This window comes from Micrococcus sp. 63XJN7_8_ISO-PGPR-S23-253 (genome assembly GCF_056173425.1).
Map to the genome: position 1 here is coordinate 75,577 of NZ_CM149673.1, position 12,010 is coordinate 87,586.

The 12,010-nt window shown below is 74.9% G+C and carries 12 protein-coding genes; 11 read left to right on the forward strand and 1 reads right to left on the reverse strand.

What is annotated here, in order from left to right; translation table 11 throughout:
- Positions 1-63 precede the first annotated feature (63 nt).
- The 9 genes from ftsH to AC0VX4_RS00385 are packed head-to-tail and all read left to right on the forward strand — an operon-like array spanning position 64 to position 8,403.
- A complete protein-coding gene (gene ftsH / locus AC0VX4_RS00345) occupies positions 64-2,154 on the forward strand; it encodes an ATP-dependent zinc metalloprotease FtsH (RefSeq protein ID WP_475464445.1) in 2,091 nt (696 codons plus the stop codon).
- Between the two features lie 17 nt (positions 2,155-2,171).
- Entirely contained in the window at positions 2,172-2,792 is a 621-nt protein-coding gene (folE, locus tag AC0VX4_RS00350; protein WP_020625291.1) for a GTP cyclohydrolase I FolE, read from the forward strand.
- A gap of 26 nt (positions 2,793-2,818) precedes the next feature.
- Positions 2,819-3,733, forward strand: a complete 915-nt coding sequence (gene folP / locus AC0VX4_RS00355; RefSeq protein ID WP_095695202.1) for a dihydropteroate synthase — start codon at positions 2,819-2,821, stop codon at positions 3,731-3,733.
- On the forward strand, positions 3,730-4,110 hold the full coding sequence (gene folB / locus AC0VX4_RS00360; protein ID WP_410992203.1) for a dihydroneopterin aldolase: 381 nt from the start codon (positions 3,730-3,732) through the stop codon (positions 4,108-4,110). Before folP ends, folB begins: the two co-directional genes overlap by 4 nt.
- On the forward strand, positions 4,107-4,751 hold the full coding sequence (folK, locus tag AC0VX4_RS00365; protein WP_049145359.1) for a 2-amino-4-hydroxy-6-hydroxymethyldihydropteridine diphosphokinase: 645 nt from the start codon (positions 4,107-4,109) through the stop codon (positions 4,749-4,751). The genes folB and folK overlap by 4 nt, the downstream gene beginning before the upstream one ends.
- The gene (locus AC0VX4_RS00370) at positions 4,748-5,281 is read left to right on the forward strand and encodes a DUF3180 domain-containing protein (protein WP_049145361.1); all 534 of its coding nucleotides are present in this window, start codon (positions 4,748-4,750) and stop codon (positions 5,279-5,281) included. The genes folK and AC0VX4_RS00370 overlap by 4 nt, the downstream gene beginning before the upstream one ends.
- Positions 5,262-5,774 (forward strand): PH domain-containing protein, encoded by a 513-nt coding sequence (locus AC0VX4_RS00375; RefSeq protein ID WP_020625296.1) that lies wholly within the window; start codon positions 5,262-5,264, stop codon positions 5,772-5,774. The genes AC0VX4_RS00370 and AC0VX4_RS00375 overlap by 20 nt, the downstream gene beginning before the upstream one ends.
- Positions 5,771-7,456, forward strand: coding sequence for a PH domain-containing protein (locus AC0VX4_RS00380; protein WP_475464446.1), 1,686 nt, complete (start codon positions 5,771-5,773; stop codon positions 7,454-7,456). Before AC0VX4_RS00375 ends, AC0VX4_RS00380 begins: the two co-directional genes overlap by 4 nt.
- On the forward strand, positions 7,453-8,403 hold the full coding sequence (locus tag AC0VX4_RS00385; protein ID WP_002858281.1) for a Rossmann-like and DUF2520 domain-containing protein: 951 nt from the start codon (positions 7,453-7,455) through the stop codon (positions 8,401-8,403). The genes AC0VX4_RS00380 and AC0VX4_RS00385 overlap by 4 nt, the downstream gene beginning before the upstream one ends.
- Positions 8,404-8,552: 149 nt before the next feature.
- Here the strand turns inward: AC0VX4_RS00385 and AC0VX4_RS00390 are convergent, their stop codons facing one another.
- On the reverse strand, positions 8,553-9,029 hold the full coding sequence (locus tag AC0VX4_RS00390; protein WP_002858283.1) for a low molecular weight protein-tyrosine-phosphatase: 477 nt from the start codon (positions 9,027-9,029) through the stop codon (positions 8,553-8,555).
- Positions 9,030-9,290: 261 nt separating this feature from the next.
- On the opposite strand from AC0VX4_RS00390, the gene AC0VX4_RS00395 reads away from it, so the two are divergent.
- Both AC0VX4_RS00395 and AC0VX4_RS00400 read left to right on the forward strand, forming a co-directional pair.
- Entirely contained in the window at positions 9,291-9,740 is a 450-nt protein-coding gene (locus AC0VX4_RS00395; protein ID WP_002858285.1) for a DUF3806 domain-containing protein, read from the forward strand.
- Positions 9,741-9,835: 95 nt separating this feature from the next.
- Positions 9,836-11,989, forward strand: a complete 2,154-nt coding sequence (locus AC0VX4_RS00400) for an alpha/beta fold hydrolase (protein ID WP_002858287.1) — start codon at positions 9,836-9,838, stop codon at positions 11,987-11,989.
- Positions 11,990-12,010: the final 21 nt, after the last annotated feature.

Below are 12,010 nucleotides of genomic sequence, written 5' to 3' on the forward strand. Positions count from 1 at the left end.
CGGCCGCACGGCGGCCGCCCCGGGCAGCCCGGCCCCCGCGGCAGACCAGGAGACACTCGGACCGTGAAGAAGCTGTTCAACAAGCCCTACGTCTGGATCCTGCTGGGCCTGCTGGTCCTCGCCGTCGCGATCCCGCTGACCACGTCACAGAGCGGCCGCACCATGGTGGACACCAACGTGGGCATGGCCCTGCTGAAGGACGACAAGGCCGCGCAGGCCCGCGTGGTGGACGGGGACCAGCGCGTGGACCTCACCCTGCGTGAGCCCTACAAGCAGGACGACCGGGACCTCGGCAAGGAGGTCTACTTCTACTTCGCCAGCGCGCGCGCCACGGACGTGGTCACCGCGGTGGACGACTCGGCCCTGGACGGCTACACGGACGAGCCGGTGCGGAGCAACTGGTTCCTCTCGCTGCTCGGCTTCATGGTCCCGTTCCTGCTCATCGCACTGCTGTTCTGGTTCCTGATGTCCCGCATGCAGGGCGGCGGCGGCAAGGTCATGCAGTTCGGCAAGTCCCGCGCCAAGCTGATCAACAAGGACAACCCGGACGTGCTGTTCAAGGACGTCGCGGGCGCGGACGAGGCCGTGGAGGAGCTCCAGGAGATCAAGGAGTTCCTCACCGTGCCGGACCGCTTCCGCGCGGTGGGCGCCAAGATCCCCAAGGGCGTGCTGCTCTACGGCCCGCCCGGCACGGGCAAGACCCTCCTGGCCAAGGCCGTGGCCGGTGAGGCCGGCGTGCCGTTCTACTCGATCTCCGGCTCGGACTTCGTGGAGATGTTCGTGGGCGTCGGCGCCTCGCGCGTGCGCGACCTCTTCGAGCAGGCCAAGTCCAACGCCCCCGCCATCATCTTCGTGGACGAGATCGACGCCGTCGGCCGGCACCGCGGCGCAGGCATCGGCGGCGGCAACGACGAGCGCGAGCAGACCCTGAACCAGATGCTCGTGGAGATGGACGGCTTCGACGCCTCCACGAACGTCATCATGATCGCCGCGACCAACCGCCCGGACGTCCTGGACCCGGCGCTGCTGCGCCCGGGCCGCTTCGACCGCCAGATCCCCGTGGACGCCCCGGACCTCGAGGGCCGCGCCAAGATCCTCGAGGTGCACGCGCAGGGCAAGCCGATCGCCCTGGACGTGGACCTGCGCTCCCTGGCCAAGCGCACCCCCGGCTACACGGGCGCGGACTTGGCCAACGTGATCAACGAGGCCGCGCTGCTCACGGCGCGCTCGAACAACAACGTGATCGACAACCACGCCCTGGACGAGGCCGTGGACCGCGTGATGGCCGGCCCGCAGAAGCGCACCCGCCTGATGAACGAGCACGAGCGCAAGGTCACCGCCTACCACGAGGGCGGCCACGCGCTCGTCGCGGCCGGGCTGCGCAACTCCGCCCCGGTCACCAAGATCACGATCCTGCCCCGCGGCCGCGCCCTGGGCTACACGATGGTGGTCCCGGAGGACGACAAGTACTCCGTCACCCGCAACGAGCTCCTGGACCAGCTCGCGTACGCGATGGGCGGGCGCGTGGCGGAGGAGATCGTGTTCAAGGACCCGTCCACGGGCGCCGCGAACGACATCCAGAAGGCCACGGACACGGCCCGCAAGATGGTCACCGAGTACGGCATGTCCGCCAAGGTGGGCGCCGTCAAGCTCGGCGGCGGCAGCTCCGAGCCCTTCGTGGGCGGTGCCCCCGGCGGCTCCTCCCGCGAGTACTCCGAGGAGCTCGCGTACCTGGTGGACGCCGAGGTCCGCACCCTGCTGGACCAGGCCCACGCCGAGGCCCACTGGGTGCTCACGGAGAACCGGGACGTCCTGGACCGGCTGGCCTACGAGCTGCTGGAGAAGGAGACGCTGACCCAGGAGGCCATCGCCGCCATCTTCGCGGACGTCCGCAAGCGGCCCGAGCGCGGCGTGTGGCTGGCCTCGGACGACCGGCTCCCGCAGGACATCCCGCCGGTCCTCTCCCCCTCCGAGCGCCGCTCGCGCCACGACGGCGGGGATCAGACCCCCGTCGGCGTCGAGGGCACCACGGTGCCGGTGCGTCCGGAGGGTGCGCCGCCGTCGTCGCTGGGCGGGGACGCGGCCGGCCCCGGCCTGCCGCCGCACGGCGGTCCGAGCAACACGCCGGGCCCCGACGAGGGACCGACCTTTTGACCGCGCAGGAGACCCGCATGACAGCCCACACCCCCGACGACGCCGTCCCCGGCACGTTCGACCCGGACTCGACCGCGGTCGACCGGCCGCGCATCGAGGCGGCGGTGCGGGAGATCCTGCTGGCGATCGGTGAGGACCCGGACCGCGAGGGCCTGGCGGACACCCCGGCGCGAGTGGCCAAGGCGTACGCGGAGTTCTTCGCGGGCCTGCACCAGAGCCCGGACCAGGTGCTCGGCACCACGTTCGACATCGCGCACGAGGAGCTCGTGCTCGTGAAGGACATCCCGTTCTACTCGACGTGCGAGCACCACCTGGTGCCGTTCCACGGCACCGCGCACATCGGCTACATCCCCTCCGCCGAGGGCCGCGTGACGGGGCTGTCCAAGCTGGCCCGTCTCGTGGAGCTGTACGCGCGGCGTCCGCAGGTGCAGGAGCGGCTGACCACGCAGGTGGTGGAGGCGCTCATGGAGCACCTGGCCCCGCGCGGGGCGATCGTGGTGGTGGAGGCCGAGCACATGTGCATGTCCATGCGCGGCGTGCGCAAGCCGGGCGCGAAGACCGTCACCTCGGCGGTGCGCGGCCAGCTGCGGGATCCGTCCACGCGCTCGGAGGCGATGAGCCTCATCATGCACGGCTGAGGACCACCGACGGCGGAGGAGGACACGTGGACGAGAGCATCGACCCGGCGGCGCGGGAGGCGAACCGCGCCCTGCTGGGGCGGCTGCCCGCGGACCGGACCCTGGTCATGGGCATCCTCAACGTCACCCCTGACTCGTTCTCGGACGGCGGGGAGCACGCCACCGTCCGCGCGGCCGTCGAGCACGCCCGGCGCATGGTCGCGGACGGCGCGGACATCGTGGACGTGGGCGGGGAGTCCACCCGCCCCGGGGCCCGCGCCGTGCCGCCGGCCGAGGAGCAGGAGCGCATCCTGCCCGTGATCGAGGCGCTGCTGGCCGAGGACGTCGTCCTCTCCGTGGACACGCGCCACACCGCCACCGCCCGGGCCACCCTGGCGCTGGGGCCGGTGATCGTCAACGACGTCTCCGGCCTCGCCCACGAGCCGGATATGCCGGCGCTGATCGCCGCGTCGGGCGCGCCGTACATCCTCATGCACAACCGCGGGAACCCGCAGACCATGGACGGGCTGGCCGTCTACGAGGACACCGTCCCGGACGTCGTGTGCGAGCTGCGGGACGTGGCCGGCCGCTTCCTCGCCGCGGGCGTCGAGCCCGCGCAGCTGATCGTCGACCCGGGCCTGGGCTTCGCGAAGGCCGGCGAGCAGAACTGGGAGCTGCTGCGCGGCCTCGAGTGGCTCCGCGCCATGGGCCACCCGGTGCTCGTCGCCGCCTCGCGCAAGCGGTTCCTGGGCACCCTGCTGGCGGACGACGACGGCACCCCGGCCCCGCCCGCCGCGCGCGACGCCGCCACCGCGGCGATCTCCGCCCTCGCCGCCGCACAGGGCGCGTGGGGCGTGCGCGTGCACGACGTGCGCGCCAGCGCCGACGCCGTCCGCACCGCCGCGGCCTGGGCCGGGGCGCATGCCCCGGGCGAGCCCGTCTCCGAGGACGTGCTGCCGTGAGCGCCCGGGACCGCATCCGCCTGGCCGGGCTGTCCGCCGTCGGGCACCACGGGGTCTTCGACCACGAGCGCCAGGACGGGCAGCCGTTCGTCACGGACGTGGTCCTCCACCTCGACGCCGGCCCCGCCGCGGCCGGCGACGACCTCGCCCGCACCGCCAACTACGCCGAGGTCGCGGACACGGTGGTCCGCCTGGTCACCGGGGAGCCGGTGGACCTGATCGAGACCCTCGCCGACCGGATCGCCCGCGCCGTCCTCGCCGAGCAGCCCGTGGTGACCGCCGTCGAGGTCACCGTGCACAAGCCGCAGGCGCCCATCCCGCACGACTTCGCGGACGCCGCCGTCACCGTGCACCGCACCCGGGAGGACCTCGCGTGAGCACCGTCGACTGGTCGCACCCGGCCGAGGGCCCCGCGCCCGTCCCCGAGCTGAGCGCCCGCCCGGACGCGCCCGTCGCGGCCGTGCTGGCCCTCGGCGCCAACCTGCGCGAGCCCGCGCAGACGCTCGACGCCGCCGTCGCCGCCCTGTCCGCGCTGCCGCACATCACGGACGTCCGGGCCTCGCCCCGGGCCGTCACCACACCCGTGGGCGGGCCGCCGGGCCAGCCCGACTACCTCAACCAGGTGGTCACCCTGCGCACGGACCTCGCGCCGTGGGAGCTGCTCGCGGTGGCGCACCGGCTCGAGCAGGACCACCATCGGCGGCGTGAGGTCCGCTGGGGCGCGCGCACCCTGGACGTGGACGTGATCGCCTACGGAGACGTGCGCAGCGACCACCCGGACCTCACCCTGCCGCACCCCCGCGCGGCCGAGCGGGCCTTCGTGCTGCTGCCGTGGCTGTGGCTCGACGCGGACGCCACGCTCGCCGGCACGCCCGTCGCCGACCTCGCCGCCGTCGCCGCGGACGCCCCCGGGGTGCGCCGTCAGGAGCCCGAGCGGCACCGGCTGCTGGCCGGCACCGACGACGTCGCCCCGCTCCGCCCGGCACGCCCGGACGCCCTCGGGAGGGAGGCCACGTGATCGCGCTGCGCTCCGGGTGGACCCTGCTCGTGGTGCTGGTGGCCGCCGTGCTCGGCTGGCTGGCCGGGCTCGCCGCGCCGTCCCTGGGCTGGCCGGCGCCCGTGGTGGGCCGCGGCGGCCTGATCACCGTGGCCGCGGTCTCCGTGCTGTGCCTCGCGCTGGGCTGGCGGGTGCGCCGCGACCGGGAGAAGCCCGCCGCCGCGCGGATGGACCCGCTCGCCGCGGCCCGCACCCTCGTGCTCGGCCAGGCCTCCGGCTTCGCGGGAGCGGCCCTCGGCGGGTGGCACGCCGGGGTGGCGGTGCAGGTGCTGCTGCGGGCCGGCGTGGAGGCACCGACCGTGCGGGAGGCCGCCCTGCAGGCCGTCGGCGGTCTCGTCCTGCTGGTGGTGGGGCTGATCGTCGAACGGTGGTGCCGGATCCCGCCTGAGGAGGATGCGCCCGAGGGCGGTCGTGGGCAGGATGGGTCCCCGGGCCGCGGCCGACCGGCCCGTCCCGAGACCGAAGGAGGGTATGCCCGTGCCCGGCATTGACCTGAGCGGCGTGGCCTTCACGCCGGCCTCGCCGCGGCTGGCGACGGTGAAGCTCATCGCCACGACCATCGGCCACCTGATCTGGCTCGCCGCGTTCTCCGTGCCGCTGATCCTCAAGCTCACCGGCCCGTGGGCGGGGATGGCCGCGTGGGTCGCGTGGGGGCTGCCGGCCGTCGTCGTCGTGTCCTGGATCGTGGACCTGATCCTGATCCCGCGGCGCGTGCGCGCGATGGGCTGGGCCGAGCGCGAGGACGACGTCCTGTGGCGCGAGGGCATCCTGTTCCGCAGCGTGCACGCGGTGCCGTACGGCCGCCTGCAGTACGTGGACGTCTCGGACGGTCCGCTGCTGCGCCGGGTCGGGCTGCAGACCCTCACCCTGAAGACCGCCGCCGCGGGCGGGGACGTCACCCTGGAGGGCGTGCCCCGCGAGAGGGCCGAGGAGCTGCGCGAAGTCCTCATGGCGCGCGGCCAGGCGCGGCTGGCGGGCCTGTGAGCGCGGCCGCCCCGCCCCCCGCCGACGACGCCGGCTGGGTCCGCGTCCACCCCGCCTCGCCCTGGGTGCGGGGCTGGACCTTCCTGCTGCTGATCCTGTTCTTCGCGGGCCGCAACGCGGTGGAGGACTTCGCGGCGGGCCGGCTCAGCGGGGAGGACGCCCCGGGCGGCGGCGACGGCAGCCTGCTCGTGGCCGGCGGCATCCTGCTGGGGGTCACCCTGCTGATCAGCCTCGTGTTCTTCTTCTCCTGGTGGTTCACCCGGTTCCGCTGCGGGGAGGACCGGATCGAGCTGCGCCAGGGCTGGCTCTTCCGCAGCCGCCGGCAGATGCGCTACGACCGCATCCAGGCGGTGGACCTGCAGCACCCGCTCGTGGCCCGGCTGCTCGGGCTGGCCACAGTGAAGGTCGAGGCGGCCGACGGCGGCGAGTCCGCGCTCGAGCTGTCCTTCCTGCGCCGCGCCGAGGCCGAAGCGGTGCGCCGGGAGATCCTGGACCGCGCGTCGGGGGTGCTCGGGGGAGCCGGGGCGGACGCGTCCGCCCCGGAGCGGGCGGCCGAGCCCGGCCTCCCCGACGCCGACGCCGCGGACGCGGACGCCGGCGAACTCCTGCTGCAGGTGCCCGCGGGGCGGCTCCTCGGCTCCGTCCTGCTCTCCGGAGGCGTGCTGGGGGTGCTGGCCGGGTCCCTGATCTGGCTGGGCGGCCTCGCCCTCGTGGTCGCGCTGCTGCCCGAGGCGGTGCTGGACGAGGGGGAGACCCTGACCGGGATCGGCGCGGCCGCGTCCCTGCCCGCCCTGTTCTCCGTGGCCGGCGTCGCGTGGTCCCGGTTGAACGCCGGCTGGGGTTTCCAGGTGCGCCGCTCCACCGACGGGCTGCGACTGCGGCACGGGCTCACCGAGACCACCCACCAGACCGTCCCGCCGGGGCGGGTGCAGGGGGTGACCGTCTCCCAGCCCCTGTTCTGGCGGCCCTTCGGCTGGTATCGGGTGAACATGGCGGTGGCCGGGTACCTGCAGGAGTCCGACGGCGCCCGGGACGTCGCGCTGCCCGTCGGCCCGTGGGAGGACGTGCTCCGCGTCCTCACGGTCGTGGCCCCGGACCCGGGCCTGGACGGCGATCCGCGCGCCGCGCAGGGGCTGACCCCCGCCGGGCTCATGCACCTCGGCGTGCACGGCACCGGCACGGAGGGCGGCTTCCAGCACGTGCCGCGGCGCGGCAGGTGGTGGTTCAACTGGTTCGCCTGGCGGCGGATCGGCTTCACGACGACGCGGTCCCTGCTGGTGGTGCGCAGCGGCTGGTTGCACCGCCGGCTGCAGACCCTCCAGCACGAGCGCGTGCAGGCGGCCGAGCTGGTGCAGGGGCCGGTGCAGCGGCGCCTGGGCCTGGCCACGGTGCGCGTGTGGGTCGCGGGGGCGAAGGCCGTGGTCCGCGACCTCGACGAGGACGTGGCCGTGGACCTGTACGCCCGGGAGGCCCGGCACGCGGCCGTCTCGCGTCGCCTCGCCGACCGCGACCAGTGGATGCGCCCCGAGGAGCTGGCCCGCTTCGAGCAGCGCACGCGCGAGGTCGCGGCCACCGAGGTGGGCCGCCGCGAACTGGCCCGGGCCGGCGTCGGCGGCGGTGCCGTCGTCGGGGAGGAGAGCGGGGCAGACGTCTCCGCTGTGCGCGGCGAGGAGGAGCGATGACCGGCGGACTCGACCTGAGCCTGGACCCGCACGACCCGGCGCAGCGGCCCGGGCGGCTGGGCGTCGGCGTGGTGAGCGCGGGCCGGGTGGGGGCCGTGCTGGGCTCGGCGCTGCGGGCTGCGGGCCACACGATCACGGGCGTGCACGCCGTCTCCGAGGCCTCGCGGGACCGCGCGGAGATGCTCCTGCCGGGCGTGCCCGTCCTGGAGGTCCCCGAGATCCTGCGCCGCTCCGAGATGGTCGTCTTCGCCGTCCCGGACGACGCGCTGGGCGAGCTCGTGACCGGCCTGGCCGCCGCGGGCCACGTGCAGACCGGCCACCTGCTCGTGCACACCTCCGGCCGCTACGGGGTGGGGGTGATGGAGCCGGTGCGCGCGCACGGGGCGATCCCCCTGGCGATCCACCCGGCCATGACGTTCACGGGGCTCAGCCTCGACGTCGCCCGGCTGCAGGACTGCGTGTTCGGTGTGACCGCGGACCCCGTGGTGCTGCCCGTGGCCCAGGCGCTCGTGGTGGAGATGGGCGGGGAGCCCGTGGTCGTGAAGGAGGCCGACCGGGCGGCCTACCACCTGGCGCTGTCCCACGGGTCGAACCACCTGGTGACGCTGACGGCGCAGGCCCGTCAGATCCTGGAGACGATCGGGGTGGCCGACCCGGAGCGGGTGCTGCGCTCACTCATGACCGCCGCGCTGGAGAACGCGCTCACCGACGGCGACGGCGCCCTCACCGGACCCGTGGCCCGCGGTGACGTCGACACGCTGCGGACCCACCGCGAGACCCTCGGCGAGCTCGAGGCCGGGGGACTGTCGGCGGACGTGCGGGCCGTGTGGGAGACCCTCGCCCGCGCGACGACCGACCGCGCCGAGACCCGCGGCACCCTGCGCGCGGACACGGCGGCGCGGCTGCGCGAGGTCCTCGACGGCTCCGACGACCCCCACGACGACTGACCGACCCCCCGTTTTCGTTCGGGAAACGGCGGGTCCCGGACCGCTTTCGTTCGGGAAACGGCGGGTCCCGGACCGTTTTCGTGCGGGAAACGGCGGGTCCGGCGGCGTTCGCGTCGCTGGGACGGGACCCCGGGACCGCGCCCCGGCCGTCAGAGGCGCCCGTCGCGGATCGCGGCGACGACGCCGTCTGCTGCGTCCTCGATCTGCCGGTACATCTCCTCGAACTGCGGCCGCGGATACCCGTACGGATCGGGGACCTCGCGCACCCCGGCGCTGTCCGCATCCGACGCGAACTCGCCCATCAGGTGGATCCGGTCCCGCTGCTCGTCCGTGGTCGCGAGCCGCCGCGCGTCGGCGAGGTTGGCCTCGTCCATCGCGAGGATCAGGTCGGCGTCGTCCACGAGGTCGGCGGACAGCTGCACCCCCACCGTCGGGAACTCATAACCCAGTTCCCCGCCGACCTCACGGGTGAGGTGATGCGGCCGGGCGCCCACGTGCTCGCCGGACGTGCCGGCGGAGGTGACCTCGACGTCGTCGAGACCGGCCTCCGTGAGCTTGCGGTTCAGCACGGCCTCGGCGGCGGGCGAGCGGCAGATGTTCCCCAGGCAGACGGTCATGATGCGCATGGGGCCAGTGTCTCAAGTCTGGTCGGGGGCGGCGGACGACGACGGCCCGCACGCTCGCCTCGTCGCTGGCGGCACGACATCGGGTGCCTCCACGAGGGTTGCCGCTGGGGGCGCGGAGGCCTCCGGCGGTCCGTCCCCCGGCTCCTGGCCGTTTCTCGAACGACGGCGCTGCGACACGCCGCCGTTTCCCGAACGAAAGCGCGGTCGGCGCCGCCCGTTCCGGCGATGGCTGCGCCGGACGCGCCTGGCAGGATGGAGGCCATGACCGACCAGCCCGAGATGAGCCCCCTGACCGAGCCCGAGCGGGAGTGGGTACGCGTCCGCCGCGACTTCGCCGCGCAGGAGGGCGTGGACCACCTGGACCTGGACGCGGTCGCCGCGTACTACGACGCCGTGCTGGCCCGCTCGCAGGCCGAGGCCGACGAGCTGGACCCCGAGGAGCTGGCGGTGCTGCTGGACGTCGTCGCGGTGCTGCTCGGCGAGCACCTGGGCGCCCGTCACGGCATGCAGTGGGTGACGGTCGCGGATGAGGAGGGGCCCGCCCTCGCGCTGCGGGACACCCTCTCGGACGCCGTCGTCTTCCCGCAGCCGGTGGTCGGCCAGAGCTGGAACGAGCAGGCCACGGGGGAGTGGATGGGCGGGTACGTCGACTGGCTCGGCAAGCAGCTCCAGCAGATCCGGGCCGACGCCGGCACGCGGCCCGGCGCCTGAGGCGCGGCGGGCACCGGGGCGGCCCGCCGTCGAGGCCACCACCCCGCCGCCCTCCGTGTTGCCCGGATCACGTGCGGGCCGATAGAAACGAACGCATGACCTCCACCCCGGACACCCCCGCCACCCCCTTCCACGACCTCGACGCCTTCACCGCCCTGCCGCGCGTCGCCGGTCTCACCCTCAGCCCGGACGGCGCCCGCCTGGTGACCACCGTCGCCACCCGGGACGCGAAGGGCACCGGCTACGCCACCGCCCTCTGGGAGGTCGACCCCGCGGGCGAGCGCCCCGCCCACCGCCTGACCCGCTCCCGCGAGGGCGAGGCCGGCGCACAGTTCGCCGCGGACGGCACCCTCTTCTTCACCTCCGCCCGTCCCGACCCCGCCGACGCCGAGGCCGAGAAGCGCAGCGCCCTGTGGGCCCTGCCGGCCCGGGGCGGCGAGGCGCGCGTGGTGCTCTCCCGCCCGGGCGGCGTCGCCGCGGTCACGTGCGCGTCCGCGGCGGACCGCGTGGTCGTCACGGCGGACCGGCTGCTCGGCGCGACCACCGAGGCCGAGCACGCGGCCCTCGCGCAGACACGCAAGGACGCCGGCGTGGACGCCATCCTGCACACCGGCTACCCCATCCGCTTCTGGGACCACGACCTCGGCCCCGCCCGCCCCGAGCTCTTCGTCCTCGAGCCCGGCCCGGACCCGCAGGGCGAGCCCGCCACGGACGCCGACGCCGCCGAGCCCGGCCCGGCCGCCTCCGGCCTGGCTCCCGAGGCCGACGATGCATCGCACCACCTGCGCCACGTCTCCGGCTTCCCGCGCTCCCACGCATTCGGGATCGGCGCACAGGTGGCCCCGGACGGCTCGTTCCTGCTCACCACGGCCGCCACCGCCGAGGCCCGCGGCAACGTGCGCGAGGGCACCGTGGTGCGCGTGGACCTGGCCACGGGCGAGCACCGCGTCCTGCACGACGTCCCCGGCGAGGACGTCTCCGTCGGCCCCGTCAGCCATGACGGCACGCGCGCCGTCGTCGTCCGCACCCCCGACTCCACCCCGCACTCCGCCGTGCACCCGCGCCTGTACGTGATGGACACGGCCACGGGCCAGACCACGCCCCTGGCCCACGGCTGGGACCGGTGGGCCGACGTCGTCGCGTGGCTGCCGGACGACTCCGCGGTGATCGCGCTCGCGGACTCGGAGGGCCGTCGCCCGGTGTTCCGCATCGAGGTGGCCACCGGCGCCGTCGCGCAGGTGACCCGGGAGGACGAGGCGTGGACCGACGTCGTGCTCTCCCCGGACGGGGCCACGGCCTACGGCGTCCGCTCCTCCTACCTGTTCCCGCCGGAGGTGGCGCGGATCGACCTGGCCACGGGCGAGGCCACGCGCCTGCCGAACCCCGTGGAACGCCCCGCGATTCCGGGCACCCTCGAGGACGTGGAGACCGTCGCCGAGGACGGCACGCGCGTGCGCGGCTGGCTCGTGCTCCCCGAGGGGGAGGCGCCGGCCGGCGGCCACCCGCTGCTGCTGTGGATCCACGGCGGCCCGCTGGGCTCGTGGAACGCGTGGAGCTGGCGCTGGACCCCGTGGATCATGGCGGCGCGCGGCTACGCGGTGCTGCTGCCGGACCCGGCGCTGTCCACGGGCTACGGCCAGGACTTCATCGAACGCGGCTGGGGCCGCTGGGGTCAGGCGCCCTACACGGACCTGATGGCGCTCACGGACGCCGTCGTGGCGCGTGAGGACGTCGACGGCGACCGCACCGCCGCCATGGGCGGCTCGTTCGGCGGCTACATGGCGAACTGGGTGGCCGGGCACACCGACCGGTTCCGGTGCGTGGTCACGCACGCCTCGCTGTGGGCGCTGGACGGCTTCGGCCCGACGACGGACGCCGCGTTCTACTGGGCCCGCGAGATGGACGAGCAGATGCAGCAGGAGAACTCGCCGCACCGGTTCGTGGGCGAGATCGTCTCCCCGATGCTCGTCATCCACGGCGACAAGGATTACCGCGTGCCGATCGGCGAGGGGCTGCGCCTGTGGTCGGACCTGCTGGCGAAGTCCGGGCGGCCGGCCGCCTCGGACGGCACCACCGACCACCGGTTCCTCTACTTCCCGCACGAGAACCACTGGATCCTCGCCCCGCAGCACGCGAAGGTCTGGTACGAGGTCGTCCTCGGCTTCCTGGGCGAGCACGTCCTCGGCGACGGCGCCCCGTCGGCCCCGGAGACGCTGGGACTGACGCGGCCGTCGTCGACGGAGGGCTGAGCCGCCGGGCGTGGCGCCGCG

Excerpts from the sequence above, each read along its gene's own strand:
- AC0VX4_RS00400 (WP_002858287.1), top strand. The coding sequence starts at position 9,836 with ATGACCTCCACCCCGGACACCCCCGCCACCCCCTTCCACGACCTCGAC.
- AC0VX4_RS00390 (WP_002858283.1), bottom strand. The coding sequence starts at position 9,029 with ATGCGCATCATGACCGTCTGCCTGGGGAACATCTGCCGCTCGCCCGCC.
- AC0VX4_RS00395 (WP_002858285.1), top strand. The coding sequence starts at position 9,291 with ATGACCGACCAGCCCGAGATGAGCCCCCTGACCGAGCCCGAGCGGGAG.
- AC0VX4_RS00375 (WP_020625296.1), top strand. The coding sequence starts at position 5,262 with ATGCCCGTGCCCGGCATTGACCTGAGCGGCGTGGCCTTCACGCCGGCC.
- folE (WP_020625291.1), top strand. The coding sequence starts at position 2,172 with ATGACAGCCCACACCCCCGACGACGCCGTCCCCGGCACGTTCGACCCG.
- AC0VX4_RS00385 (WP_002858281.1), top strand. The coding sequence starts at position 7,453 with ATGACCGGCGGACTCGACCTGAGCCTGGACCCGCACGACCCGGCGCAG.